The organism is Hahella sp. NBU794, assembly GCF_050749805.1.
Taxonomy (GTDB): domain Bacteria; phylum Pseudomonadota; class Gammaproteobacteria; order Pseudomonadales; family Oleiphilaceae; genus Hahella.
The window spans coordinates 1,605,861-1,632,480 of sequence record NZ_CP192738.1; the positions used below are offsets into that span (position 1 = coordinate 1,605,861).

A 26,620-nucleotide genomic window follows, 5' to 3' on the forward strand; every position below is an offset into this window, starting at 1 on the left:
TTCCTGCTCCTTTAACCCTGAATCCACTGATTGTTGACCTGAGAGTCATCGCCAACCTGCTTGCGCGGGGGCGTTGGTTCAGGGCCTTTTTCCGCGAAGGCTTTCACCGTTTCAATATGTTGGAGGAGGCGTTGGCTCAACACGCCGGGAAGCGCAATAACGCTGAACGGATACTTGTCCATCAACCAGAGCCAGCCGGAATCGTTGTCCAGAGAGAGGGTTCCTCCCTCCGTTCCCTGCCAGAACAAATTTGCGCCCAGCAACATTTTCAATAGGGCGTTCTGCTTTTGTAGCGTCTCAGGTTCTTCGCTGTCGTCAGGGAGTTTGAACAGAGGGGAGAAAATGATCAGATGCTCGTCTGCCGCATGCCACTGCAGATTCACAACCAGGGTGTCGTTGACTTCCAGGGAGAGGTAACCGTGTTCGTCCAGTTGCAGTGAATCTTCTAACTGCAGCTGTTTCGCCAGGTCGGCGATCAGAGTATCGATATTCATAAAAGCGGCCTTTCGCAAGTAATGCCGGACCGCTGTTGCATCAAATACCTGCGGACCCGACCTGTCGTGGGTTAGATATTCCGTTTGGAGTTACAACTGCTTCCGCAAGGTGAGTAACCACTGCGCCGGTGAAGTTGCGCGGAGAGCAGGAAAAAGTGGTCGTGTAAAAATTTTCGCAACCGTTCGCAATTAGCCGTTACCAATCCGATAGACCTAAGGCATCAGGCGAAACGGGACGGAACTATGAGCACGACACTCAACAAACTGATTGCAGAGTTTGCGAAGAAATACGGCATGCCGGATCTGGAGCAGACTCCGGAAGGCCATTTTGAATGGTATGTGGACGCCAATCCGGTGCGGTTTTTTGAGTCCGCCGGCAAGATCTACGTCGCCGCCCAGGTGCGCAAGCTACCGGATGAAAAGCGAGAGCGCGGCGAGTGCGTCAGAACCGCATTGAAGGCGGCGCTGGCCAATGCCGACTCCCATCGTGAATCCCTCTATATCGACGTCAATCAGGATGCGTTGTGTCTGTATCGCTGTATGGCGTCGAAAGAATTGTCCCTGTTTGATTTCGAAAAACTGCTGGAGTCTTTCATGCACGCATTGGATTGCATGACTGAGATCACCGGCGCTATTGGCGGCTACGCTCGTCGCGATATTCCTGTGCTGGCCCCGCATACCCGGTTCTGAATGGGATGACTCCGGAATAATCAGGCGCATGGATGCGCCTGCGCGGCGGCCAGCCGCGGGAGACAAGGCCTGTCGTTGTAGACAAATAAAAGGAAGCTATTTGTCTTCCTGAAAAACAGTAACTAAAGACATTGATGGAAGTAAGGCATGAAATTTAAAGGCTTAATCGCTCTGTTGCTGATATTGGTTTGCTCCGGCGCATTCGCCGCCGAACCCCGCTGGAATAATTCGCCTTATGAGTTGTACGCCAACGGTGAATCGCTGACGGACGTATTGAAGAACTTCGCCGCCAGTTACGGTATTCCGGTAACGGTTAGCTCCCGCATCGCGGGGACGGTTAACGGCAGCTTCAAAGGGGAGTCGCCGCGTCAGTTCCTGGACATCTTGGGTAAGTCCTTTGAGTTTGAGTGGTACTACGACGGCTCGACGCTGCACTTTTTCCGCGGCGATGAGATTGTCAGCCGCATCATCACGCTGACCAACATCAAAACGTCGCAACTACGCAGTGCGGTGGAGAAAGTCGGCATCTGGGATGAACGCTTCAGTTGGAAGGAAATGCCGGACAAAGGCATGGTCTATATCTCCGGCCCGTCCTCCATGGTGGACCTGATTCAGGAAACCGCCTCCGTGCTGGAAAGCCAGGTGGTGACCATGCCTCGCCGCGATCAGTACTCCATGCAGATGTTCCGCCTGCGCTACGCCACGGCGGCGGATCGCGTGCAAAGCTATCGCGGTAAAGAGGTGGTGGTTCCCGGTATGGCTTCAGTGCTGCGGGGCGCGTTGGCCGCAGGGCAGGGTAAAAGCGGAGAAACCAGCATTGGCGGGCCTGTTGGCGTTCTGGAAGGCAAGAGGACGTCCAGCCCGGTGACTTCGGATATGCCCGGAACCGGCGAGCGCGCCTGGGTGGAGGCGGATGGCCGCACTAACTCCATCATCGTGTACGACCGTCTGGAGCGCATGCCCATGTACAAGGCGCTGGTGCGCAATCTGGACCAGCCCTCTGAACAGGTGGAAGTGAATGTCTCCATTATCAGCGTCAGCGCCACCAACCTGAAAGAGCTGGGAGTGAGCTGGCAGGCCCGCGATCGGAAGCTGGGCGAATTCGGCTACGGCGGCATCGACAAGCAGACTCCTGCGCCGGGCAAAAACCAACTGGCGATCCTGGGGGGCGCCGACGCGACCTTCTCCACGGTCTTGGATTCCGGCCTGGATTACTTCATCGCCAAGGTGAACGCCTTGGTGGAGGACGGCGATGCGCAGGTGGTGTCGAGACCATCCGTCGTCACCAGCGAGCATTTGGAGGCGGTTCTGGACGATAGCACTACCTTCCATGTGCGCGTGCAGGGGAATGAACAGGTCGACCTGTTTCCTGTCACGGTGGGCTCGGTCCTGCGTGTGACGCCGCATATTCAGCGTGGCGAGGAGCAGAAAGGCATCAACCTGGAAGTCACTATCGAAGACGGTCAGCAAACCGGCGAAGAGGTGGATCGCATTCCCGTTATCAAGACCAGCAGCATCAATACGCAAACCGTGGTGGGGCTGGGGCAGAGTCTGCTGATCGGCGGCTTCTTCCAGGATTATGAGAGCGAGTCCGTCGGCGGCGTGCCGTTGCTCAAGGATATCCCGCTGTTAGGCATGCTGTTCCGCACTACGAACCATAACCGCAAGAAGATGGTCAAGCTGTTCCTGATGACGCCGAAGGTCATTGATATCCCTACCGGCGGACTGGCTTCTAACGGTCGCAAGATCTACGGCTACGCCTTCCAGGTGGGCAGCTCCAACAAAGAGGGCGCGGTGGCGATTCGTGAGTACTTCGACTCGCGTGGTTTCCCTACTCAGATGGAAGTCGAGAAAAACGGAGAAAAGCCAATTTATTCCGTCGCCATCGGAAACTATTCCCGCTGCGATGACACTCAAAGAGTAGCGAAGGCGTTCCCTGACGCATTGAAGGGCGACGCCAACATGATCAACAGCTGCCACCCGCTGACCCGTTAATGCAACGGGCGCGGCGGAGCGGCGAAATGAATGAGCGATTCAACGGTTAAGTGACTGCAAGCAGTGAACTGACCGGCAACAGGTAAATAACTGGTAAGAGCGCGTATGTCTGACTGGAAGCTGAAAATTCTCTCCGGAGCTCACGCAGGAAGCGAACTGGATCTGGTCGTCGGCAAGTATGTGTGTGGCGGCGACGATAACGATGATCTGGTGTTTCAGGAGCCTAACCTGCTCGCGGCGCACTTTTCACTGCAAGTCGAAGAACAGCAAATACGCCTGACTCTGCTGCAGGAGGGTAGCCGCTTGTTACTGAATGGCGAAGTGTCCGAGCAACGAGATTTGGTGGTGGAAGAGGTGACTCCGGTCGCTGTCGATGACTTCCAGTTCGCCGTCGCTAACGGTCCGGCGGAATGGCCGCAACCGGTGGTCCCCGCAGCGCCAGCGGCGCAGACTAAGCCCGCGTCTGGCGCAGCTGCTGCGGATGCTCCCGCCAGTGCGCCAACAACGCCGCTGCCCAGCCGCAGCTGGTCGGAAACCTTCAATCGCATGAAGGTGGGGTTGGGCGTAATGGGCGCCTGCGCCGGTCTGCTGATGATGCTGGCGGTAGGTTCCATGTCCAATGCGGAGAAATCCAAAGAAGGCGTTGTCGCCGCTGACCGCGCCAACCTGCAAAGCGAGCTGTCGCAAACACTGGGATTGCCCAATGTGAAAGTGCTCGCGCTTGCGGATGGGATGAGCTGGTTGGTGGAAGGCTACGTGAACGACGCTGGAGAGTTAAATCGCCTGGCGCGCTGGCTGGAGTCTAAAAATCTGCAGGCCACGCTCAAGGTGAAAGTGACCGATGAGCTGATTAAAGGCGCCGAAATTGCGCTGACCGCCCTTGGCTACTCCAACGTGTCTGTGTTCAAGGGGGACCGCCCCGGCTTTCTGGTGCTGAAAGGCAATGTGGACGATGACGTCGCGTGGAAAAAGAACCGCGGTCGTCTGCAGGTGGATGTGCCTGGCGTGATCGGGTTCGAAGATATGGTCACTGCGGACACCAAGATGGCGCTGGCGCCGTTGCCCAATCTGGTGGTGAAAGGCATTTACATGGGCAAAACCCCGTTCTTCGTACTCAGCAACGGGGAGAAGTACTTCGTCGGCAGCCAGCTTAATTACGGCTATCGGGTGGAGGAAATCACCCCCCATATGTTGCAGCTCCGCAGAGGAGACAAACTGATCCAATATCGATTAGGAGTGGACTAGGCATGTTAAATCCGATGTTAAGAAATCAACCCGTAGACACCGAAATCAATGCGGAAAATATCAGTAAGGACTCCGGCGGAGTCATGCTGAGAAACGTGATCAATGAATTAACCAATGCGTCCGCCAGCGTGCGGCGCAAACTGAATTCCGGTCTGAATCAGGACGACTTCAAACGGCACAATGCTTTTAAGGAAAGCATTGATCGCGCCATCGTCGTGCTGGAGCAGACCTGGTCCAAACTTCAGCGTTAGGCGACTGATCCGCCACGTGTTGAAGACGGCCTGAAAACGAAGGAAGGCCAATTGTTTATTAATTTTTAAGAGGAACTGAATATGGCAGACGTAAGTAGCTTGGGTGGAATGACCTTGGACGGCGCAGGTGGAATTGACGTTCCATCAAGTCCAGATGCAATGCTGGACATGATGAAAGGCATGTACGAAGAAGCGGAAAAGAACGCTCTGAAAAGAGAACTGATGTCGCTGATTCACAAGCTGATCATGGACGCCATCAAGAAAATCGGTCAGGCGGCTTAATAGCCACTCGATTGCTCGGGCCCGGCTTTATTTTGGGCCCGGTTATCCCCGCCGCAGGCTTTCTGGTGAGAGCGGCGGCGGGAATATCAGGAACACTGAGAGGATTTGCTTATGTTATATCCTGAAAATCTCATCAAGCGGGTGTCGGAAATCGGCGTCCTGGCTTGTGAGCAGGGCAGGTTACAGGACGCTGAAGTTATTTTCGGCGGCGTGGCGGCGATCGCCGACGATGTAACCAGCCATACTGCCGCAGGGCTGGGTATGGCGGCGACCAAGATCGCCGGCGGCGATTTTGAAAGCGGCGTCAAGCTGTTGTCCGATAATCTGGCCGCGCTGGACTACGAAAACATGGACGCGCTGGCGTTGCTGGTATTCGCCATGAAACGGTCTGGACGCGAGCGGGATGCGGAAGACCTGATACCTCGCCTGACCTCCAATCCTGACTTCAAAGGCTCCCTGGCGGAAGAAATTCTGCTGGCGGCTGAGGGGTAAGCAATGGACGCAGCAATAGCCGCCGTCGCGCCGGATCAGGCGCTTCAGAAAGACTTTGCGCAGCCGGTCAGCTCCGGCGCCAACGCTCATGAAATCGCCCGCTTTACTGAGGTGATGGAAGCGGGGCGCCCGCATGCGGCAAGCAATGTGCAGGTGGTGCATCAAACCTATGCGACGCAGAACGCGGAAAAACCGTTCATCAGCTTAGGCGACACCATTCTGAACAAGCTGCAGGCCATGGGGAAAGGCTATCAGGAGCGTATTCATGCGTTGGAGCAACGTATGAATCAGCCTGTCAGCTCGCCGGCGGAAGCCAACAAGCTGTTCTTTGAAGTCAGTCAGATTTCCATTCAACAGCAGATGGCGTTGGCGGTGACCAGTAAGGTCAACAAGAATGCGGAAAGCCTGTTAAGAGCGCAATAGACTGAAGGGTATGCTATGAAAAAGCGACAGATTTGGCGGTCCGGACTGTGTTTGCTGTTACTGCTGCTGGGCGGTTGTAAAACCGAGCTGTACAGCGGTTTGAGCCAGCAGGAAGGCAATGAGATGTATGCGATTCTCCGTTCCACGGGCTTTAACGTGGAGATGGAAGTGCTCGGCGCCGGTAAAGACCAGAACGTGCGTCTGAAGCTGCCCGAGCAGCAGGTGGCTCGCGCCATCAGCGTGTTGCAGAGACAGGGCTATCCTAAGCAGCATTTCGCCACCATGGGGGATATTTTTGCTAAAGACGGCCTGATTTCTTCGCCCACTGAAGAGAAAGCGCGCTTCATCTACGCCATTTCCCAGGAGTTGTCGCACACATTGTCGAACATCGACGGCGTGTTGGTGGCGAGGGTGCATGTGGTGATGCAGGAAGGGGATAAATTCGACAAGAATCCCAAGCCCAGCACCGCCTCGGTATTTATTAAATACGTCGAGGATGCGCCGATCGAAACCCTGACGCCGAAGATTAAAGCGCTGGTCTCTAACAGTATTCTCGGCCTGGATTACGACCAAGTCTCCGTCGCTTTGTTTCCATCGAGCCTGAAGCGGATTACGTCTCCTGAGGAAGTGTCCAATGGCGGCATGATGTATCTGTGGGCGGGTATCGGCGCGCTGCTGGTGCTGCTGATTGTCGGCGCCTTGTACTACGCGGTGAGAGCGGGTTGGATTCCACGTAAAATCCAGACTCCGGCCATCCAGAAACTGGCATGATCGACCTTATTCCCACCTCGGCCCGCTACCGTAACCTGATGTTGCGACAGGTCCACGATTTTTATCGCTATCCGGCGGACTATCTGGATTCCAGCTGGCTGAGCGACGACCCGCATTGGGAAGCGATTGAGCGCCTGTGGCGGCGGCCGGACAGCCGCAAGATTATGTCCGACTATATTCTGCAGCGTTGCGGGCTGGCTAAAACAATGGATTGCGACTTCGCCGCCTCTTATCAGAGACTGCCACTGCTGGCGGGTGAGGCATTGCAACGCATGATCATGCTGGGGGGCGCCTTAGCCTACTCGGCGCGCATTCCCAAGCGTGCGGAAGCGGTGGCGGCGCCGGCGGAACTGCATCGCTTCGCGGTGTCGAAAGCGCCGTTTCTGGCCAGAAATGCGCCGACCTTTTGTATAGATCTCGGAATTGCGGACTGGATGGATCAGGAAGCAGTGTCCCAGGGGCTGCGCTCCGCAGGCCTGAATATGCTGGCCTGTGCGCTGAACGGCGTTCCCCAATCCGTCGTCAAACGCCTGGCGTTGAAATTACCTCATGCAGTTAGCGGCATGTGCGACGCGGCATTCATGCGACAGGCTGCGCCGGAGCAGATCCAGGAAGCGCAACGCCTCATGCTTAAACTCTACCGGGAGATTGACCCATCATGCTTTCTGTTATTCGATTGAACGACTCCCAGGCTGACTTTGGCCCCGCAGGCGTACTCAAGTCAGAGGATTATCGCCAGCTAAGAGATGCTGAGCAGACCATACTTGAGGCGCGGCATTCGGCTGACATGATCATGCAGCAGGCGCGGGAAGCCTATGAGGAAGAGAAAAAGCGAGGCTTCGAGGAAGGCCTACGCGAGGCGCGTCATAAGCAAGTGGAGCTGATGCTCGCTAACGCCGCGCAAATCATTCACTCCTATCAGGAAATCGAGCAGACGCTGACTAATCTGGTGATTGAATCCGTGCGCAAGATCCTCAACGAATTCGACAAAGAAGAGCTTGCCTATCAGGTCGTGCGTAAAGCGCTCTATCACATTGGCGAAGGCGCACAGGTGACGGTCAAGATCGCCACCGACGTGGCGGCGCCGGTGCGCGCCAAGATCAAGGAGGCGCTGGAGTTCTATCCAGGCCTGGAAAAATTTGAAGTCATCGCAGACCCCAATCTGGGCGACGGCGATTGCCAGATCGAAAGCAACTTCGGCGTCATCCGCGCCAATGTGGATGACCAAATGGAAGCTCTGACTCAGGCGATGAACAGTCGGATATTGGAAAGTCAGACTTTGTAAGTCTCTCGGCGTAAATTCACGTATTTTTCTCCCCGACAGCGTCGCCAAACTCGCGACGCTGCATTAGAATCCTGCAGCAATAATCATAAATATCCGCACATGTTCCGAGCGTACAGGGTTGTATAACCTGCCGGCGATTGCGCCTGCGTTGTTTTCCACTTAATGCAATGGTTTGTTATGGAAATCAGGATTGATGATCTAAGCGGCCCTGAAGTGGCTGAGTTGTTACAGGAACATCTTCGGGGAATGGCGGAGAATTCGCCGCCGGAGAGCATTCATGCGTTGGATCTGTCGGGTCTGAAAAAGCCTGAGGTCACCTTCTGGACTGTCTGGGACGGCGCTGAGTTGATGGGGTGCGGCGCACTCAAAGAACTGGACGCTGGGCACGGTGAGTTGAAGTCCATGCGCACGGCGACCGCGCACCTTCGGAAAGGCGTCGCTTCGCATTTATTGCGTCATATTCTGGAAGAAGCGCGTCAGCGTAATTACCGTCGCTTAAGCCTGGAAACCGGCTCTATGGCGGCCTTTCGACCCGCCCACCAGCTCTACGCGCACTATGGTTTTACTCTGTGCGGCCCGTTTGCGGGCTACATCGAAGACCCCAATAGTCTGTTCATGACTATCGAGTTGTAGGTGTTGTAGGTGAAGCCGAGCCGTTGTAATAGCGGCTCGTTCTCTACCTGAGCGGCGGACGATGACGTTCGCTTCTCACACGAGCCATTAAGGCGTTTCCAATAAGTGCTGAGCCAGATCTGCGATCAGCCGGTAAGAATCTTTGGAATAGCCGCCGCTGGTCATAATGACCGTTGGAATCTTGTGTGTGGCCAGCATGTCCAGAACGAAATGGTCCCGCGCTTTCACCCCGTTATAATCAACGCTCAGGCCACCTAGTTTGTCGCCTTTTAATATATCCGTTCCTGCATTGTAAAAGGCCAGCTTGGGCTGTTTGACATGGGCAAAGAGGCGGGGGAGTTCTTCTCTTAGGATATCCAGGTAGCCCTCGGTTTCCGTGCCGGCGCGCAAGGGAAGCATAAACGGAAACTCATCTGCATCGCCCGGATGTAGTCCCGGATACGTCTGAAAGTTATACATATCAAAGTTGTGGACCATTGCGTCGGAGGCGATGTAGCTTTCGAATCCGTTACCCCGGTGCGCGTCCAGATCGATCATCAGCACCTCATCGGCGCTGTTCAGGCGTTTTTCCGCTCGCAGCAATTGGATCGCCAGCGCTGCATCCGAGAAGAAACAAAAGCCCTCGCCACGATCTCTGAAGGCATGGTGGAAACCGCCTCCCAAGTTGAAAACAATAGCCTGGTCATCAATGGCTGTGCGAGCGGCGGCGAGGGTTCCCGCCACGGCGTATTTGGCGGGAATGAGCAGGCCCTTTTGTAATAGCGAGGCGGGCAGCCATTTCACCAGTGAACTTTCCACCACTCGGCTGATGGCGGCTGAGTGACTCAGGGACGCCAGATATTCGTAAGAGTGCGCAAGCCCCAGAGTTTCCAGTGAAACCGGCGCGTCGATCTGGAGCCTGTATTTGGCGAGCTCGTCCCCGAAGCGTTGCAGGAGGACGCCCCAGGCCCGACTGTATTTTTTGACGTCAAATGGATGCAGCGCCGCTATGCCCGGGAGGTGGAAATCGTAGTGCGGCGAATAAGCGAGCAGTGAATTCACGAGTAAAAGGAGCGTTCTTGTTGGTCTTGGGCGCTCATTCTACCGCCCAGACAGCCAAGCGTCGCTCATTCTTCTTTCATATATTTTTCCAGCAAATACTCGCCCATTTCCTCGCGTGTTTGCGCCAGGGCGTTCCAGAGTGTTTCAGAATCCTGGCTGCGTTCATCGTAGAATTTGTGTGAGATGACCAAATACCAATCGGAGACCAGGAAGGGCTCCGGCAGCGTGGTGATGGCGTCGCTGAGCCCCATGTTTCTCGCCAGCGTGCGGCCGATGGCCTGGTCGATGACATAGCCGTCGAGTCGGTTGCGGGTGAGCAGTTCAAAGCCGGTTTCCGGCGTCGGGTTGCTGGGCGCCAGAATTCCCATTACCTCCAGTTTTTGATAGGCGACGTAGCCTACCGGCGCGGAGACGCCGTATTTAACGCCCTGGAAGATCCCATCGGTGTACTGGAGCTTGCTGTTATTGGGGACGAAGATGGGATAGATGGAGCTCCACAGGCGTCGGCTGGCGTCCAGCTCGCCATTGATGTATGGATAGACGCCCCAGGCTTCCCTTTCTTTTAGCCAGATTGCGGCGAAGAGCGCATCCAGGCGGTTTTCTTCCAGATCGCGAATGCAGCGCTTCCAGGGGCGTCGATAAAACTTATACAGCAAGCCGACTCGTTCGGCGGCGTTATGAATCAGCTCAGGCAGAACGCCAGCCCGGTCGCGCAAGGCGTCCGCATCGGAAAGAGAATAGGGCGGCATGGGATCTGATTCATAACAGATCCGGATTGGCGGCGGCTCCGCCAGTGCGGTTGGCGTCCACAATCCTTGTAACAGCAGCAGACCAATAGCCAGGACGGTGGACTTGGGCATGACGCAGCTACATCAGTGAGGTTGGTAAATTAAGTTTAGAAGGAATCCTGCAAAGCGCCCAATGGATAGGGCGCTAAAATGTGCATTCAGCGGTTTTAGGGGACCTCTGAAAAACTATCTGCGGCGTTTTTTCACCGACTTTTTCCTTGCGCTGGCGGCCTCGCCAACGTTTTTCAGAGGTTTCTTGGCTATTGTAGAAATCAGCGTCGCTGTTTCTGCTGATCGAGACTGTCTACCCACTGCAGCACCGCCGCAACGGCTTCGAACAGATCAGGAGGCACGTAGTCGTTGACCTGAGCCCGTTTCCACAGACCACGGGCGAGCGGCACGTTTTCCATCATGGGAATGCCTTCTTCTTCTGCGATCTTGCGGATGACTTTTGCCATTTGATCCGCGCCTTTCACGATGACTTTGGGCACGTCCTCCACGCCTTTTTCATAATAAATGCCGACCGCCAAGTGGGTGGGGTTGGTGACGATGGCGGAGCACTTCTTCACCTGAGCCGGGACGGAGGTGTTCATCATTTCCCGGTGAATCTGTTTGCGCTTGCCCTTGATTTCCGGGCTGCCCTCCATCTGTTTGTACTCCCGCTTGACCTCGTCCTTACTCATTTTCTGCTGTTTGATAAACTGTTGCTTCTGAATGAAGAAATCCGCCGCTGCGAGAGCGATGAAAGTAATGGCGGAATACAGAATGAGCTGCTTCAGCAGCGTCCCGACAAAGTTTGGGATGCACTCGACTTCACAGTAGTGCAGCCGGGCGGAGTCATTGAGGTTTTCCTTGATCAGCATATAGACCAGATAGGACAACACACCCACTTTGATCAGCGATTTGATGAACTCGATCAGGTTTTTGACGGAGAAGATTTTCTTGAAGCCTTCAACCGGATTGAGCTTCTTGAGGTCGGGCTTCAGTGATTCCACGGCGAACAACGCGCCTACTTGCAGAAAGTTGGCCAGAATAGCGGAGACCATGACCACGCCGATGGGCATTAGCGTCAGATAAATCAGCTCATGCAGCACATTGTCGACCACCATGGGCAGCGCCTCCAGAAATGGCCTGTCCATGTATTGCGCGGGCAGTTCGATCAGAATGCTCAAGTGCGAGAGATAGGTGTCGGAGGTGGCCAGCAACAACAGAAACATCGCGCAGATAGTGGCGGTGGACACCACGTCTTTACTATGGGCGACCTGGCCTTTTTTTCGGGCGTCGCGGAGCTTTTTGGGGGTGGGCTTTTCGGTCTTTTCATCGCTCATGCGTCATGACCCCCATAGCACGTTGAGCTGTTTGAACAGATCAAAGGTGCGTAGATAACGCTCGTCGAAAATGCGCATCAACACGCCCACATAGAAAGTGAGCATGACCATGCACACCAGGCTTTTTACCGGCATGGACAGGAAGAAAACGTTTAGCTGGGGGGCGAAGCGGCTGACCAGACCGAGGCCGAACTCCGCCAGAAACATACAGGCGATCAGCGGGGCGGCGAACAAGACGACGATACTCATGAAGTAATCCAGCTGGGCGAAGAAAAAGCCCGCTGCCGACAGCTCGATCCTTGGGAAAAATGAGAAGATCGGCCAGGCGTGATAGCTGGCGTAAATAGCGCCCATCAGGGTGAGGAAGTTGCCTCCCAGGAAAAACAGGGTGGTGAAGGTCTGTACGAACAGAATGCCGACAGGGGAGGCTTGAGAACCGGTCAACGGGTTCATGGCGCTGGCCATGGTGGAGCCGCGCTGGTTGTCGATAAAGAACCCCACCGCCTCCAGCGCCCAGAACGGCAGCGCCGCCAGCCAGCCCAGGCAGAATCCAATGATCATTTCCTTGAAAATAATAAGTGCATACATCAGCGGCGCCATGGTTTCCGGCTTGTAACCTTCGTCCACCACGGGGAACAGAAACAGAGACAGACTGAGCACCACGCCGTTGCGGATCAATGTGCCGCCGAAGAAGCTTTTGCTCAGGAACGGCATGACTGACATGGCCGCCAGCAGACGCGGCACGGTGAACATGAACAGCGTCAGCGTGTCGCTCATCAAATGGGTCATCATGAGGGGCCGATCAACTCGATGTGGTCAAGGATGTTCATGGAAAAGTGGTAGATTTCAATGCCCAGCCAGCGCGCGGTGAGCATGATGGTGATAGATACCGCGATCAGCTTGATGGCGAAGGAGAGGGTCTGATCCTGAATCTGGGTTAGCGACTGCACCAGACTCACCAGCGTGCCCACCACCGCCGCGACGATGACGGTGGGCATTGACAGCACCAGCACCAACATCAGCAGCTGACTGGCGTAATGAATGACTTCCGCTTCGCTCATTGGTAACTCAACACCAGGCCATGGGTTAATCGGGTCCAGCCGTCCAGAAGCACGAACAGGAGTAATTTAAAGGGCAGCGAGATCGTCATCGGCGACACCATCATCATCCCCATGGCCAGCAGGATGTTGGAGACGATCAAGTCGATGGCGATAAAGGGCAGATACAGCAGAAAGCCGATTTCAAAGGCGGATTTCAACTCGCTGATGGTGAATGAAGGCACCAGCACCAGCATGCTGTTGGTGTCCAGGCGCGCTGCGTACTCTTTGGGCCACAGGGTCGCCGCACTTTCCATGAAGAAGCCGCGCTCCTTTTCCGAAGAGTGTTTGGTCAGAAAGTCGGACATGGGCTCGATGGCGCTGTTGGCCAGTTCCTTGAGCGACTCCGCGTGGCTCAGGTCAAAGCCTTTTTCTTTCACGGTGTCCGCAATCTGATAGCCCACCGGCGCCATGATGTAGATCGACAACACAATGGCCAGCCCGTACAACGCCATGTTCGGTGGAATCTGCTGTATGCCGAGAGCGTTGCGCAGCAGACTGAACACCACGGCGAGCTTGATAAAGGAAGTGGTCATGATGGCGATGAACGGGATCAGCGACAGCAGGACCAGTGTCCCGATAAGAGGAATCGCCTGTATATCAGTCATGCCCGCCGACCTCGCTGTCGCCGGTCAACCGTACTACGCGCGCCCCCAGACGCCCATCGATTTCCACCAGCTCGCAGCGGGCTACGGTTTGTCCGTTCACTTTCATCGCCACCGGCGCTTCCAGGCTCAGGCCGAGATCAAAGGCGGCGCCTTCGGTCATTTGCGACAGCTCGGCCAGAGTCAGATTGAGAGAGCCGAGATGAAACTCCAGCTTCAATTCCAGGTTGCCCAGGTCGGATGGGGCGTCGAGAGGTTCGGAAATGTGTTGTGTTTCTGAAGTCATGGGCGTCACCAGTACTAATTTGTGATCATCTAAGCGGGCGCGGCAGGCGCCGTATCCAGGCAGGCGCAGCGTCACCAGATCTGCGGACGCGCCTGGCGGCAGCATCAGCACGTCTCCGGGCTCCAGGCCTTTGAAGTCATTGAGAGACATCCGACGTTCCGCCAGCAGCAATTGCGCCGACGCCGTTGGCGTGATCGGCGCTGGCGCTGGTTCAGCGGGCAGGGTGGCGAGCAATGCGGCGATGCGCTCGGCAAGATGCGGTGGCGGCGTCAGCAGCCCCAGTCCGGTATTGCCGGCGGCGCTTATTTGCATGCCGATGCGGACGCCAGCCAGAACCATGGTGCTGTCCTGGCTGATCTCATCCAGTTCCAGCTCAGTCTGTAAGACAAAGGAAAGCGCCTGCAGAGGGCCATTCAGTTGCGCCGCCAGTAAGGCTGATAGAAGGGCCTCCGGATAGATGGCGGCGTCCTGATGCTCACCCAGCAGCGCGCTGATGGCGCGGATGTCCAAATGCAGATGACCGCGACGCCCCTCGGCGTAAAAGGCGATGCTGGCGTAAGTCTCCAGCATCTCCAGTCGGCGCAGATTGAACTGGGCGGTATGCTCAGGCAATTGCGCCGCAAACGGGCGGCGGCGGGCGCAGATCAGGTTATCCAGATTCACCTGCGTTCGCCCCAGCCGGGGTAGCTTCAGCGACTTAATCATTGCTGCTGGCCTTTGGCGCGGCGCACTGGCGCTTTACCGTATGGACTGGCTTTTTTGCTTTCTTGAATCCTGACCTCGAAACGTTCATTCGGCAGCTTGCTCCTCAGGGATGTGCTCATCTCTCCCTTTAGTGACACCAGGAAGGCCTGAGTTTCAGGATTGGGAGTATTAAAGCTCAGCTGAATGTCGCCATGTTTGCGCATAATGGCGATTTCCGTGCCTTTCAGCGGTCCGGAACTCAGCATTAAACGCAGCTCTTCCGGCTGCCCAGAGCCTGGTTTGCTGACCAGAACGCGACTCACGATCTGATCGACGATCTTCTGCATTTCCGCCACTTTCTCCTGCGTGGAGACCTTGCTGGTCTCCGTTGCGCTGGTGTTGGCGACGGGATCGCGGGATTGGTTCTGTTGCGCCGGCTGCACCTGGAAGCTTTCCACCTGCCCTTCGCGACGCTCCTGTGGTTGCTCCGTTTTCTCTTTGTTTTTCTGCGGCGTCGAGGGCTTCTCGCGGCGCTCCTGATGATCGGAGGAGGCGGAGCCCTTGCTCGTCACTTTGTTGGCGGGAAGGCTGCCTGGACGCTGAAACTCGCCGGCGTGCAGCTCAGGTTTGCCTGTTTCCACTTTGCTGTGAACGCCGCCTTCCTGTCTCTTCGGCCCCGTCTTGCCATCCGCCTGAAGCGCATTGACGTCGATGGGGGAGGTCTTAGAATGGGGCGTCGGTTGAGTCCTGCTGGCGTGCTCAGTGGTAAGTCCGGGCTGATCCGTCTTCTGACTTACCTGATGAGGATCGGACGCTGTCGCTTTATGAGATTTAGCGCCCTCTGCGCCCGGGACTGCCGTTTTTATAACGGATGACTGGCGCTCGGATGAATTGGGATCGCCCTGTTGAGCGCCCGACTTCGCGGTGGGTTCAAGCGCTTGGCCTGTTTTATCCACCTTCTTCGGCGTTGACGTCGAGTGCTCAGAGGGACCGTTTACAGGCTGGCGTGTTGAGCTTTTGTTTTGCGGCAGCTCGGATTTGTCATGGGATTGAGGCTTGCTTTGCCCATCCGGATTGGCCTGTGATGATGCCTGTTGTGGACGGATATGATCGACCTTGTCTTGAGTTTCAGCTTTAGATTGAAGATCGCCTTTTGCCGGCGTATCTGTCTTGTTCTCTGACTTCGGTTGAGCAGGCTCCGACTTGTTCGTCACCTCAGGTTTGGGCTGAGTATCCGCCTTGTTTTCCGGCTTTGGTTGCACAGGATCGCGGTTTGGCTGAGTGGGCTCAGTTTTAGCTTGGCCGTCGGTTTTAGGTGGCGTGTTCTCAGTCTTGGATTGAGCTGGCTCTGACTTATTCGTCACCTCAGGTTTGGGCTGAGTGTCTGCTTTGTTTTCTGGCTTCGGTTGAGCGGGATCGCGGTTAAGCTGAGTGGGCTCAGTTTTAGCCTGTACATCCGTTTTAGGCGGTGTGTTCTCGGATTTTGTCTGAGCCGGCTCTGACTTATTCGTCACCTCAGGCTTAGGCTGGGTGTCCGCTTTGTTTTCCAGCTTCGGTTGCGAAGGATCGCGGTTAAGCTGAGTGGGCTCAGTTTTAGCCTGTACATCCGTTTTAGGCGGTGTGTTCTCGGATTTTGTCTGAGCCGGCTCTGACTTATTCGCCACCTCAGGCTTAGGCTGGGTGTCCGCTTTGTTTTCCAGCTTCGGTTGCGAAGGATCGCGGTTAGGCTGTGTTGGGTCAGTTTTAGCTTGGACGTCCGTTTTAGGCGGTGTGTTCTCGGATTTTGTTTGAGCAGGCTCTGACTTATTCGTCACCTCAGGCTTAGGCTGGGTATCTGCTTTGTTTTCCGGCTTTGGTTGCGCAGGATCGCGGTTAGGCTGAGTGGGTTCAGTTTTAGCCTGGACATCCGTTTTAGGCGGTGTGTTCTCAGGTTTAGTTTGAGCAGGTTCGGACTTGTTCGTCACCTCAGGCTTGGACTGAGTGTCGGCTTTGTTTTCCGGCTTCGGCTGAGCGGGGTCGCGGTTAGGCTGAGTAGGCTCTGTTTTAGCTTGGACATCCGTTTTTGGTGGCGTGTTCTCAGGTTTGGTTTGAGCAGGTTCTGACTTGTTTGTTACCTCAGGTTTGGGCTGGGTGTCCGCTTTGTTTTCCGGCTTCGGCTGCGCAGGATCACGGTTTGGCTGAGTGGGCTCAGTTTTAGCTTGGACGTCCGTTTTAGGCGATGCGTTCTCGGGTTTTGTCTGGGCTGGCTCTGACTTATTCGTCACCTCAGGTTTGGACTGGGTATCCGCCTTGTTTTCCGGCTTTGGTTGCGCAGGATCGCGATTAGGCTGAGTAGGCTCTGTTTTAGCTTGGACGTCCGTTTTAGGCGATGCGTTCTCGGGTTTTGTCTGAGCTGGCTCTGACGTATTCGTCACCTCAGGTTTGGGCTGAGTATCCGCCTTGTTTTCCGGCTTTGGTTGCACAGGATCGCGGTTTGGCTGAGTGGGCTCAGTTTTAGCTTGGACATCCGTTTTAGGCGACGTGTTCTCAGGTTTTGTATGAGCAGGTTCGGACTTGGTCGTCACCTCAGGCTTGGGCTGGGTGTCCGCTTTGTTTTCCGGTTTCGGTTGCGAAGGATCGCGGTTAGGCTGTGTTGGGTCAGTTTTAGCTTGGACGTCCGTTTTAGGCGATGCGTTCTCGGGGTTTGTCTGGGCTGGCTCTGACTTATTCGTCACCTCAGGTTTGGACTGGGTGTCCGCTTTGTTTTCTGGCTTCGCTTGAGCTGGATCGCGATTAGGTTGAGTGGGCTCAGTTTTAGACTGGCCGTCCGTTTTGGGTGGTGTGTTCTCAGGCTTGGTTTGAACTGGTTCTGACTTATTCGTCACCTCAGGCTTGGGCTGAGTGTCCGTTTTGTTTTCCGGCTTTGGTTGCGCAGGGTCGCGATTTGGCTGTGTTGGGTCCGTTTTAGCTTGGACATCCGGTTTAGGCGACGTGTTCTCAGGCTTGGATTGAGCAGGCTCTGTCTTATTCGTCACCTCAGGCTTGGGCTGGGTGTCCGCTTTGTTTTCCGGTTTCGGTTGAGCGGGATCAGTTTTAGCTTGGCCGTCCGTTTTGGGCGGCGTGTTTTCTGGCTTCGGTTGCGAAGGATCACGGTTAGGCTGAGTGGGATCAGTTTTAGGTGTCGTGTTCTCAGGCTTTGGATGAGCGGGGTCGTGACTAGGCTGAGTCGGCTCTGTTTTGGTTTGGCCATCTGTTTTAGACGGTGTGTTCTCAGGTTTGGTCTGGGTATCAGCTTTGTTTTCTGGCTTCGGTTGAGCGGAATCGCGATTAGGCTGAGTAGGCTCTGTTTTAGCTTGGACATCCGTTTTAGGCGACGTGTTCTCAGGTTTTGTATGAGCAGGTTCGGACTTGTTCGTTACTTCAGGTTTGGACTGGGTGTCTGCTTTGTTCTCCGGCTTCGGCTGAGCGGGATCGCGATTAGGTTGAGTCGGCTCTGTTTTGGCTTGGCCGTCTGTTTTAGGTGGCGTGTTCTCAGTCTTGGATTGGGCTGGTTCTGACTTGTTGGTCGTCTCAGGTTTGGGGTGAGTGTCCGCCTTGTTGTCCGGTCTGGTTTGTAATGGCTCCTTGGCGACTGGCTTTTGTTCGACCATGGCGTCCAGTTTGGTTTGTGCGGACTCTGACTTAGCAGGCTCTTCCTGCTTGGACTGTGTTTCCGTTTTCGGCTGTAGTTTATCAGTGGCGACTTTGGGGTCTTTGACTGTATCAAGTTTGGCTTGAGACTGATCGTCTTTGAGCTGAACGGATTTGCGACCGGATGAGTCGGGCTTAGCTTCTTGCAATGGATTTTTCGGGGCCCCTGAGGTTTCCGATGTGGTTTTATCCGGGTTATTTAGAAGGGAGGAGGTGTGTGTGTCAGGGTTCGACTTGGCGTACTCCGGGACGGTGGTTTCCGTCTTGAGTTGACCGAACTGTTCATCGTTTTTGGGTGGAGAAAGCTCCGGCTTGTCTCCGGGTAGCGGCAGCTTGCTCTGTAACGTGTCGAGCTGGCTGAGTTCAGCGCCGTTGTTGTCTTGGGAGGCGAAAAGGCTGAGTTCCCGCGGCGTTTGCTCTTGTGGCAGTGATTGCTTGGGTTGCGCCAGCTCTGGTTTATCCAGAAGTCCGCCTTTCTCTCCTGCCGGAGATTTTTGGGCGAAAGTCTGCGTCAAAGACGGGATGGAGGTCTTGGGGTCCATCTGGCCGGGCTTAGAGGGCTGCGCCAGGTTTTCCGTCGCTTTGAACGCATTTTTCACCATTTCAATCATGGCGTTGCGAACTTTATCCGGCACCGGTTTTTCCTGTGACTGCTCTTCCGTTTGCCGGAACTTATCCGGGTTGACGGACTTGGTCTCCATTAATTTGCTGAACTGTTGCAGGGAGCTTTCCGAGACCGCTTCCGACTCTTTTTCCCTGTCCGAGGAACCTGATGTGCGATTGGATATTCTCATAATGATTCTGGATTTCTGTGTTTAGTTTTGGGGGCGTGAAAAATTGGTTTCGCTGGCTTCCTCAAGCTCGAGGTCTTCGAGTCGCTGGGCCTCCGCGTTGGCTTCGGCAGTCACCTGCTCAATAAGCATCTGACACTTTTCTACGGCTTTGCCGGCTTCCGCCAGGGCCTGTTCCGCCTGACGCAACGCCGCTTCTGCTTGTTTTTGTTCTTGTTTTGCGTTCTCTACCTGCTCCGCCAATGAGACTTCCTTCAGGCGCAGCATGCCGATCTGATGTTTGACTTTGTCGATTTCCTTGAGGCCGACCTCCGACCCCATGATGCCGTCGTAGAGACGATGCTCTTCCTGTACTCGCCATATCTCAAACTGTTGCAGGTCGCGTTTGGCTTCCTCGACCTGCGCCTGCTTCTGCGCCAGAAATTGGCGCTTTTTAAGCGCCTCCGCCTGTGCATTGCGCTCGCGCAGCTTTTTAATGTCGGCCAGTGCGGACAGCATGGTTTACACCGTCTGCGCCAGAGCGCTCAGCGTGGTTTGGAAGTCGCATTTCTCATCCGTCGGCTGTTTCAGAAAGCCGCGGATACGATCGATCTTGGCGATGGCCTCGTCCGCCAGCGGATCGCTGCCACGCTGGTATTCACCGATCTTCACCAGCAGCTCCACATCCACGTACTTGGCCATCAGCTCGCGCATCTTGCCCGCCGCCTGACGGTGCTCCGGGCTGGTGATGGCGGTGATTACCCGGCTGGTGCTGGCGAGCACGTCGATAGCGGGATAATGGTTGGCTGCGGCCAGTTTGCGCGAGAGCACAATGTGGCCGTCGAGAATGGAGCGCACCTCGTCGGCGATGGGTTCGGACATGTCATCCCCTTCCACCAGCACGGTGTAGAGCGCGGTAATGGAGCCTTTATCGTTGAAGCCCACACGTTCCAGGAGCTTGGGCAGGGTGGCGAAGACGGAAGGCGGAAAGCCGCGACGGGTGGGTGGTTCGCCCGCCGCGAGACCTATTTCCCGTTGCGCCCGGGCGAAACGCGTGACTGAATCCATCAGCAACAACACTCTCTGGCCCTGGTCGCGGAAATATTCGGCGATGGTGGTGGCCACATACGCGGCTTTGGCGCGCTCCATGGACGGGCGGTCCGACGTGGAGATCACCAACACTGAACGGGCCAGGCCCTCCGGACCCAGGTTATGCTCGATGAATTCCCGCACCTCGCGGCCCCGTTCCCCGATCAGGGCGATAACGATGACGTCCACGTCCGCCCCCATGACCAGCATGGACAGCAACGTACTCTTACCGCCGCCGGCGGCGGCGAATACGCCCATCCGCTGGCCTTCGCCGCAGGTGAGCAAGCCGTCCAGGGCGCGCACGCCGAGACTGAGCGGTTCGCTGATCATGCGGCGCATCATGGGGGAGGGCGCATCGGCGTAGACCGGATAATGCTGCAGGTCTGACGGAAAATCCGCGTTTTTACCGTCCATCGGATTGCCCATGCCGTCCAGCACGCGTCCCAGCAGATGAGGGCCGACAGCGATGTGATGGGATTGTCCTGTGGTGATCACCTCTGTAGCGGTGGATATGCCCAGCATGTCCCCCATAGGCGTCAGCAGCGCTTCTTTTTCCTGAAACCCCACCACTTCGGCGAGCAATCTCGGGGCGCCTTCGGATTCCAGATAGCAAAGCTCGCCAATTTGCGCGCCGGGAACGATCGCCCGGATGATGGTGCCGACCACGTTGGTCACCCGGCCGCGCAGGCCGACCGGTTGCACCTCGGCGATGGCCGAGCGCAGGTCTGATAACACATGGCTCAACTGGCTCACGTTTGACTCCTTTAAGCGGAAATTAACTTTCGCAGAAAAACTTTCTTCTTATGGGTGTTACCAACAGGGAGAAAGTTGCATGTTCAATTGCCGGAGATCGCAAACTTGAGTGAGCAAATCGTCAACCGGACCAGCGCTCCTGTCCTGCAGAGCGGGTCGATGTCCACGAATGAAGCGGTTACCCGACAGGGCAAGCTGCACGGGGAAAATGTGCAGGTGAAACAGAGCGCGTCCTCTTTACTGGAAGACGCCAAAGAGGAAGTGTCCCTTCTGTTCAAGGAGCGAGCGGAGAAAACGTTGGCGCGGCGGGAAATGTCCACCGGCAAGAAAGAGAACACTCAGCAGATCCTGATCGAGAAAATTCGGGAGATGATGGATCAGGTTCCCGACTTGCTGAAGAACGTCAAAATGAAAGTGCTCATTGAGCGCATGGCCAGTAACTTTCCTTCCACCCCTCAGCAATTGATGCGACGGTTGGAGGAATTCTCCAAAGACCCGACATTGCAGTTCGTGGCCTTGCAGGTGCTGGAGAAAGAGGCCAAGGCCGGCGGCGCGGATAAAGCGGAGCAGTTGAAGCTGATTCAAAACGCCGCCACGGAACTGATGAACACCAAAGGCGAATCGGTGCGGGCGGGACTGAACGTATCGCTGACCGCTTCTGAATTCGCCGATCGTTTGAAGACGGACGTCCAGATGTTGCGGGACGCCTATCGCGATGCAGTGCTGAACTACGGCGGCATTACTCAGACCTATCGAACCATTGTCGAGCGCCATAAAGGGCGTCCTTTTGAAACTGTGCGCAAGTTCCTGATGAAAGCCCTGGGCGCCGATTACAACGCGCAGGGGCCGTCCATTGAACCGTCGCGCCTCAAGGCCATCATGGACGACATGTATGCGCTCAAGCTGCTGGGCGGCGTGCATGAGCAATGCTGCGACATCATGGGAACCATGCGCGATATCTACGAGCAGCGTGACTGCAAAGACGGCCAGGACCTGATGGGCAAAGTGCTGGACATCAAGGACATGGACTGGGTGCAGCCGTCCCAGATTGCTTCCATTCCGATGGAAATGAATGTGCAGGGCATTGAAAACCAGATATACCTGTTACGGGAAGTGGACACGGTGTTTCGCGAAATTCCCGAAAAAACCTACAACGACCCCGCCGACCGGGAACGCCTGCTGGGCGTTTCCAGAGAAGCCCTTGAGCAGCTGTTTATCAAGGAGCAGGAAGAATGAGAGTGGGGCGACGATCAATTCAGAACAGGAGTAAGTCGACATAATGAATGCGATTCACAACATGTTGAACGCCTATGGTCGCAGCATGGGCGTCAATGGCGTGGGAGAAGGCGTCACCGCACTGAGCTACGAAACCGGCGAGCGCATCACCCTGGACCAGCGCGACGACTGCCTGGCGGTGTCGCTCAGTTATGAATTACCGGAGTTTGAAGTGGACGAAGTCGCCGAAAAACTGCTGCAACTGACCCACTATCAAACCTCCACGGATTATCAGATCCAGCCTGGCCTGATGGGGGAAAGACGTCTGGTGATGACGATTTGCATGAACGTCTCCGAGGCGTCCATTGACTTCCTGGACGGCGCTATCCGCCGACTGCGTTATCGCTATCAGGAACTGACCGGCAAGTTGGGTAATCTCTGATGGATGTCATTCTGAGCATGCCCTGGCCCCTGCGCCCAGAAGCGGAGAAAGCGTTTCTGATGCGCTGCCGCGAGCTGGCGGAGCAGGGCGAAGAGCGGGTGCTTATCCGCTGTGATGAGACGCCGCATCCTTCCACCCGGGTGCTGACGCTGCTGCTGAACATCGCCCACCTGGCGCCCTACGGGCCGCCTCAATGGCGGGTAATCGACGCGCAGGAAAATCTGCTGGAGGCGCTCAGACTGACCGGGCTCGACCACTGGTTTAAAAACGGGACGGACGAGGAGGCTGTCGCATGACCAACATCTCTTTGCGCTCCAATATTGAAGGGCTTTCTCTTTACAACGCAGCGGACGAACGTCAGCTGCCGTCGCATAAGAAATTCACCCCCGCCGGCGGTCAGGTGGTGTCGCATCTGCGCCAGTTGTACAGCAAAGGGGAAGAATCCTCTTTACTGGACTCATTCATCCGCCCCCGGGTCAGCTCGGAAAGCCTGTTGTCGCCGGTGGACTTTGAACGTCAGTACGGGGAGGTGCGTGGGCTGTTCCAAAAACTGGCGCAGCAGTCCCCGGAGGATCGTGAGTTGTTCAGCAAGGCGGAGAAAATCTTGCGGGATAATCAGGACGATATCCGTTACCTCAACCAGTACCGCAATGCATTAATCGAGGCCTAGACGGATGAGCGAGCCACTCTCACTCAGTCCCGCCAACCGTGAATGGTTGCTGGCGCTGGCGTTCGTGTATCTCCAGCAGAATCATCACAAAAAGGCGCTGACCCTGTTGCAGGCCACCGCCAAACTTTGTCCTGAGGACGCCTATGTGACGCGCGGACTCGCTTTCGCCTGCCTGAAGGCGGCGCGTTATAAAGATGCGTTGACTCTGAGCGACCGCAGCCTGCGGGAGCTGGGCGTGAAACAGGAGACCGCGCCGTTTCTATTGATACGCAGTCACGCGCTGTGGGCGCTGGAGCGTCCCGAGGAAGCGCGTAAAAGCCTGAAGAAATATCATCAACTAACAAGGAACTCTGTCGTATGAGTAGAGGAGCTTCTGTCCTGAGCGCGCTCAGCCAGCGCAACGACGTGGTGCTGGCGATTTTCCTGGTGGGCATCATCTTTATGATGATCTTGCCCATGCCTACCATGCTGGTGGATGTGATGATCGCCCTCAACATGGGCGTATCGGTGATACTTCTGATGCTGGCGCTGTATATCAAATCGCCGCTGGATTTCTCCGTGTTTCCTTCCATGTTGCTGATCACGACCATGTTCCGGCTGGCGCTGTCGATCACCACCACGCGCTTGATTCTGCTGCAGGCGGATGCGGGGCAGATCGTTTACACCTTCGGTAACTTTGTCGTTGGCGGCAACCTGGTGGTGGGCGGCGTTATCTTCCTTATCTTGACCATCGTACAGTTCCTGGTTATCACCAAGGGGTCCGAGCGGGTGGCGGAAGTCAGCGCGCGTTTCTCTCTGGACTCCATGCCGGGTAAACAAATGAGTATCGACGGCGACATGCGCGCCGGGGTTATCGATATGGACGAGGCGCGCATCAGACGCGCTAAAGTGGAGAAGGAGAGCCAGCTATACGGCTCCATGGACGGCGCCATGAAATTCGTTAAAGGCGACGCGATTGCGGGCTTGATCATCACTGCGGTTAACATTCTCGGCGGTATCCTGGTTGGGGTGACGCAAAACGGCCTGAGCGCCGGCGACGCCGCCGCCATCTATTCGGTGTTGACCATCGGCGACGGTCTGGTGGCGCAGATTCCCGCTTTGTTTATCTCTATCACCGCCGGCTTTATCGTCACCCGCGTCTCTACGGATGAGTCGGAAAACCTGGGGCGCGATATCGGCGGACAGATCGGCGCGCAACCGAAGGCGTTATTTATCGGCGGCGCCTTGCTGCTGGGCTTCGCCATGATACCCGGCTTCCCCACCATGACGTTCCTGGTGCTGGCGGGGCTGATCAGTTCCGTGGGGTTCATCATGAGCCGCAAATCCAAACGTTCCGAGACGGACGATGACGATATCCCCGCCATGGCCGCGGCGGGGCAGACCCGAACTCAGAGCAAGACGCCAGAGAAAGATGACTTTTCTCCGACGGTGCCCTTGTTGCTGGACGTCGCGGCGTCCTGCCAGCAAATGCTGAAACCCTCTGAGCTGAACGCTGAGCTATACCGAGTGAGGCGCGCCCTGTATCTGGATCTTGGCGTCCCGTTTCCCGGCATTCACCTGCGCTTCAACGAAAGCATGAAAGATGGCGATTACACTATTCTGATGCATGAAGTGCCAGTGGCGCAGGGACGTTTGCCGGCGGATAAAGTTGTGGTGCTGCAGGATCAGGAACAGTTGGACATCCTTGGCATCCCTCATCAACAGGGCGAGCTGGCGATGTCCGCCAACCCTTATTGGGTGGAGAAGACCCATGCGCCCGCCATGGAAAACGCCGGCATTGAATACCTGGATGCGCCGCGACTGTTGATTTACCACCTGTCTTTTATTCTGAAGCGCTACGCCAGCGAGTTTATCGGCTTGCAGGAATGCCGCTATCTGTTGGATCAGATGGAAGGGCAGTATGGCGACCTAGTGAAAGAGGTGCAGCGTGTGGTGCCGATTCAGCGCATTGCGGAGATCCTGCAGCGGCTGGTGTCCGAAGATATCTCCATCCGAAACTTGCGCGCCATTATGGAGGCTCTGGTGGAGTGGGGCCAAAAGGAAAAAGACACGGTGCTGCTGACGGAATACGTACGCAAGAGTCTGAGCCGTTATATCAGCTATAAATTCTGCAATGGCCAGAATGTCTTGCCCGCCTATATGCTGGATCAGGATCTGGAAGAGTCCATTCGCGGCGGCATCAGGCAGACCTCTTCCGGCGCTTATCTGGCTCTCGACCCGGACACCACGCAGAATTTCATCAATGAGCTGCATCGGGAAGTCGGGGACCTGGACGCATTGCCGCATAAACCGGTGTTGCTGGTGTCCATGGATATCCGCCGTTATGTCAGAAAGATGATCGAGCGCGATTTCTTCGAGCTGTGCGTGCTTTCCTATCAAGAACTCACCCAGGACATCACGGTGCAGCCGATCAGCCGTATTTGTCTGTAATCCTCATCGAGCTAATTACCGAGAGCGGTGGAACTCCTCCATCGCTCTTTTTTTCCGCTTTTGTCCCTCTCTCCAAAACCTTTCTCCAAATCCTCTCTCCCCCAACTCGCCCAAACAGCGCCGCAATTCCCAAATTAGACGCAAATATTCCCAAAAACAGCGACTTTTTGCGTCTTTCCGTTACTCAACTAATGATCCTTTCCGTTAGTCGCGACGGTGATCCCCAAGCGGCGTGGCGAGAGGGTTATTCATGACTAAATAAAAGTGAGGTTAAAGCTATGAGCCAGACATTTACGGATGTAGAGGTGGAGAAAACGCTGGCGGAGTCCGAAGCGTTGATCCGTAAAGCGGAAAATATGCGTGAGCAGGGAGACAAGTTGTTTCAATCCCTGGGAATTCCCCGAGGCAGCGCTCAGAAGATATTGAATCACCCATTGGCTTCCGAAGGGTTCAAGCAGCAGGGAATGGAGCAACTACAGGAATGGCGGGATGAAATTACCGAGATCATGAAGACCGGTAGCCGTACCACGACTCCCATCAAACGCAAAAAGTCCAACCGTAATTACCTGGCGATTTAGCCCTCAGCTTTTTCGGTCTTACATATTTAATACGAGGAAATTGAGATGAGTACAGTCCCTGTAACCAACAACCAACCCGTCAATCCATACGAGGCTACTTCGGAAACCACGTCTACTGGCGATCCTAAGAATGCGTCCAAATTCGACGACGCCAATATGGACCCGTTTACGCGAATCATGCTGCTGCAGGAAGAGCGCGTTGGTTTGCTGGATGGCCAGGTTAAATCCCAAAGCGAACGGATGCAGAGCATCAACACGGAAATCAAGGACTACGGCAAAACCATTTCCATGGTGAATGACAAGGCCGCCGGACTGAAGAAGGGCGAAGACAAGCTCAAGCTGACCGACGCTGAAGTCAACGAGCTGAAGTCCAAGGGCGTTGATGTCAAAGGCAACGAAGTCAGCAAAGACCAGCTGAACTCTTTTGCAGAAACCCTGAAGCAAAAGCGCGACGGCCTCAACAACGACTCTCAGATGGAAATGATTCGCCTGCAGGGCCTGATCAATAAACAGCAGCAGGCTTATCAGTTGATGACCAACATCCAGAAGAAAGAGCACGACACCATCATGGCGACCATCAACAAGATCAACTGATGGCCTGAGTGTGTTCTGAA

The 26,620-nt window shown here is 55.6% G+C and carries 30 protein-coding genes; 19 read left to right on the plus strand and 11 right to left on the minus strand.

Features of this window, described 5'->3' with window-relative positions:
* Positions 1–11 precede the first annotated feature (11 nt).
* On the minus strand, positions 12–494 hold the full coding sequence (locus ACQYWX_RS07250) for a type III secretion system chaperone (RefSeq protein WP_279503246.1): 483 nt from the start codon (positions 492–494) through the stop codon (positions 12–14).
* A gap of 243 nt (positions 495–737) precedes the next feature.
* Here ACQYWX_RS07250 and ACQYWX_RS07255 point away from each other — a divergent pair, with 243 nt between their 5' ends.
* The 11 genes from ACQYWX_RS07255 (at position 738) to ACQYWX_RS07305 (ending at position 8,561) form a co-directional block, all read left to right on the plus strand.
* Positions 738–1,184, plus strand: a complete 447-nt coding sequence (locus ACQYWX_RS07255; protein WP_216734914.1) for a CesT family type III secretion system chaperone — start codon at positions 738–740, stop codon at positions 1,182–1,184.
* A gap of 147 nt (positions 1,185–1,331) precedes the next feature.
* On the plus strand, positions 1,332–3,179 hold the full coding sequence (sctC, locus tag ACQYWX_RS07260; protein ID WP_431688348.1) for a type III secretion system outer membrane ring subunit SctC: 1,848 nt from the start codon (positions 1,332–1,334) through the stop codon (positions 3,177–3,179).
* Between the two features lie 105 nt (positions 3,180–3,284).
* Entirely contained in the window at positions 3,285–4,424 is a 1,140-nt protein-coding gene (gene sctD / locus ACQYWX_RS07265) for a type III secretion system inner membrane ring subunit SctD (protein WP_431688349.1), read from the plus strand.
* 2 nt (positions 4,425–4,426) lie between these two features.
* Entirely contained in the window at positions 4,427–4,675 is a 249-nt protein-coding gene (locus tag ACQYWX_RS07270; protein WP_011398874.1) for a hypothetical protein, read from the plus strand.
* A gap of 81 nt (positions 4,676–4,756) precedes the next feature.
* Entirely contained in the window at positions 4,757–4,957 is a 201-nt protein-coding gene (locus tag ACQYWX_RS07275) for a hypothetical protein (protein WP_279503247.1), read from the plus strand.
* A 111-nt stretch (positions 4,958–5,068) separates the two neighbouring features.
* A complete protein-coding gene (locus tag ACQYWX_RS07280; RefSeq protein WP_279503248.1) occupies positions 5,069–5,449 on the plus strand; it encodes a hypothetical protein in 381 nt (126 codons plus the stop codon).
* A gap of 3 nt (positions 5,450–5,452) precedes the next feature.
* The gene (locus tag ACQYWX_RS07285; protein ID WP_279503249.1) at positions 5,453–5,872 is read left to right on the plus strand and encodes a hypothetical protein; all 420 of its coding nucleotides are present in this window, start codon (positions 5,453–5,455) and stop codon (positions 5,870–5,872) included.
* Positions 5,873–5,887: 15 nt separating this feature from the next.
* Positions 5,888–6,643 (plus strand): type III secretion system inner membrane ring lipoprotein SctJ, encoded by a 756-nt coding sequence (gene sctJ, locus ACQYWX_RS07290; RefSeq protein ID WP_431688350.1) that lies wholly within the window; start codon positions 5,888–5,890, stop codon positions 6,641–6,643.
* Complete coding sequence (locus ACQYWX_RS07295; RefSeq protein ID WP_431688351.1) at positions 6,640–7,323, plus strand: SctK family type III secretion system sorting platform protein; 684 nt, start codon at positions 6,640–6,642, stop codon at positions 7,321–7,323. Before sctJ ends, ACQYWX_RS07295 begins: the two co-directional genes overlap by 4 nt.
* Positions 7,302–7,928, plus strand: coding sequence for an HrpE/YscL family type III secretion apparatus protein (locus ACQYWX_RS07300; protein WP_127969147.1), 627 nt, complete (start codon positions 7,302–7,304; stop codon positions 7,926–7,928). The genes ACQYWX_RS07295 and ACQYWX_RS07300 overlap by 22 nt, the downstream gene beginning before the upstream one ends.
* Before the next feature lie 177 nt (positions 7,929–8,105).
* The gene (locus ACQYWX_RS07305) at positions 8,106–8,561 is read left to right on the plus strand and encodes a GNAT family N-acetyltransferase (protein WP_431688352.1); all 456 of its coding nucleotides are present in this window, start codon (positions 8,106–8,108) and stop codon (positions 8,559–8,561) included.
* Between the two features lie 87 nt (positions 8,562–8,648).
* On the opposite strand, the gene ACQYWX_RS07310 is transcribed toward ACQYWX_RS07305, so the two are convergent.
* From ACQYWX_RS07310 to sctN, 10 genes are all read right to left on the minus strand, one after another.
* Complete coding sequence (locus ACQYWX_RS07310) at positions 8,649–9,602, minus strand: histone deacetylase family protein (protein WP_431688353.1); 954 nt, start codon at positions 9,600–9,602, stop codon at positions 8,649–8,651.
* 65 nt (positions 9,603–9,667) lie between these two features.
* Positions 9,668–10,462 (minus strand): substrate-binding periplasmic protein, encoded by a 795-nt coding sequence (locus ACQYWX_RS07315; RefSeq protein ID WP_279503257.1) that lies wholly within the window; start codon positions 10,460–10,462, stop codon positions 9,668–9,670.
* 200 nt (positions 10,463–10,662) lie between these two features.
* Positions 10,663–11,718 (minus strand): type III secretion system export apparatus subunit SctU, encoded by a 1,056-nt coding sequence (gene sctU, locus ACQYWX_RS07320; protein WP_216734902.1) that lies wholly within the window; start codon positions 11,716–11,718, stop codon positions 10,663–10,665.
* A gap of 3 nt (positions 11,719–11,721) precedes the next feature.
* Positions 11,722–12,510, minus strand: coding sequence for a type III secretion system export apparatus subunit SctT (gene sctT / locus ACQYWX_RS07325; RefSeq protein ID WP_216734901.1), 789 nt, complete (start codon positions 12,508–12,510; stop codon positions 11,722–11,724).
* On the minus strand, positions 12,507–12,779 hold the full coding sequence (gene sctS / locus ACQYWX_RS07330; RefSeq protein ID WP_011398858.1) for a type III secretion system export apparatus subunit SctS: 273 nt from the start codon (positions 12,777–12,779) through the stop codon (positions 12,507–12,509). Before sctS ends, sctT begins: the two co-directional genes overlap by 4 nt.
* The gene (gene sctR, locus ACQYWX_RS07335; protein ID WP_216734900.1) at positions 12,776–13,423 is read right to left on the minus strand and encodes a type III secretion system export apparatus subunit SctR; all 648 of its coding nucleotides are present in this window, start codon (positions 13,421–13,423) and stop codon (positions 12,776–12,778) included. Before sctR ends, sctS begins: the two co-directional genes overlap by 4 nt.
* Positions 13,416–14,411, minus strand: coding sequence for a FliM/FliN family flagellar motor switch protein (locus tag ACQYWX_RS07340; protein WP_431688354.1), 996 nt, complete (start codon positions 14,409–14,411; stop codon positions 13,416–13,418). Before ACQYWX_RS07340 ends, sctR begins: the two co-directional genes overlap by 8 nt.
* The gene (locus ACQYWX_RS07345; RefSeq protein WP_431688355.1) at positions 14,408–18,853 is read right to left on the minus strand and encodes a hypothetical protein; all 4,446 of its coding nucleotides are present in this window, start codon (positions 18,851–18,853) and stop codon (positions 14,408–14,410) included. The genes ACQYWX_RS07340 and ACQYWX_RS07345 overlap by 4 nt, the downstream gene beginning before the upstream one ends.
* Positions 18,854–18,874: 21 nt before the next feature.
* Positions 18,875–19,348 carry a type III secretion protein gene (locus ACQYWX_RS07350; RefSeq protein WP_431688356.1) on the minus strand — a complete coding sequence of 158 codons (474 nt, stop codon included), beginning with the start codon at positions 19,346–19,348 and terminating at the stop codon, positions 18,875–18,877.
* Between the two features lie 3 nt (positions 19,349–19,351).
* Positions 19,352–20,671: a type III secretion system ATPase SctN gene (sctN, locus tag ACQYWX_RS07355; protein WP_431688357.1), complete on the minus strand. Its 1,320-nt coding sequence runs from the start codon at positions 20,669–20,671 to the stop codon at positions 19,352–19,354.
* A 159-nt stretch (positions 20,672–20,830) separates the two neighbouring features.
* Here sctN and sctW point away from each other — a divergent pair, with 159 nt between their 5' ends.
* The 8 genes from sctW to ACQYWX_RS07395 all read left to right on the plus strand — a co-directional run bounded on the left by sctW (position 20,831) and on the right by ACQYWX_RS07395 (position 26,600).
* A complete protein-coding gene (gene sctW, locus ACQYWX_RS07360) occupies positions 20,831–21,907 on the plus strand; it encodes a type III secretion system gatekeeper subunit SctW (RefSeq protein ID WP_279503262.1) in 1,077 nt (358 codons plus the stop codon).
* Positions 21,908–21,950: 43 nt separating this feature from the next.
* Complete coding sequence (locus ACQYWX_RS07365; protein WP_279503264.1) at positions 21,951–22,328, plus strand: hypothetical protein; 378 nt, start codon at positions 21,951–21,953, stop codon at positions 22,326–22,328.
* Positions 22,328–22,624: a hypothetical protein gene (locus ACQYWX_RS07370; RefSeq protein ID WP_127969163.1), complete on the plus strand. Its 297-nt coding sequence runs from the start codon at positions 22,328–22,330 to the stop codon at positions 22,622–22,624. The genes ACQYWX_RS07365 and ACQYWX_RS07370 overlap by 1 nt, the downstream gene beginning before the upstream one ends.
* On the plus strand, positions 22,621–22,998 hold the full coding sequence (locus ACQYWX_RS07375) for a hypothetical protein (protein WP_127969164.1): 378 nt from the start codon (positions 22,621–22,623) through the stop codon (positions 22,996–22,998). Before ACQYWX_RS07370 ends, ACQYWX_RS07375 begins: the two co-directional genes overlap by 4 nt.
* Positions 22,999–23,002: 4 nt before the next feature.
* Positions 23,003–23,359 (plus strand): tetratricopeptide repeat protein, encoded by a 357-nt coding sequence (locus tag ACQYWX_RS07380; RefSeq protein ID WP_127969165.1) that lies wholly within the window; start codon positions 23,003–23,005, stop codon positions 23,357–23,359.
* The gene (gene sctV, locus ACQYWX_RS07385; RefSeq protein ID WP_216734892.1) at positions 23,356–25,428 is read left to right on the plus strand and encodes a type III secretion system export apparatus subunit SctV; all 2,073 of its coding nucleotides are present in this window, start codon (positions 23,356–23,358) and stop codon (positions 25,426–25,428) included. Before ACQYWX_RS07380 ends, sctV begins: the two co-directional genes overlap by 4 nt.
* 278 nt (positions 25,429–25,706) lie before the next feature.
* The gene (locus ACQYWX_RS07390; RefSeq protein ID WP_127969167.1) at positions 25,707–26,006 is read left to right on the plus strand and encodes a hypothetical protein; all 300 of its coding nucleotides are present in this window, start codon (positions 25,707–25,709) and stop codon (positions 26,004–26,006) included.
* Between the two features lie 45 nt (positions 26,007–26,051).
* Entirely contained in the window at positions 26,052–26,600 is a 549-nt protein-coding gene (locus ACQYWX_RS07395; protein ID WP_431688358.1) for a hypothetical protein, read from the plus strand.
* The last annotated feature ends 20 nt before the right edge of the window (positions 26,601–26,620 follow it).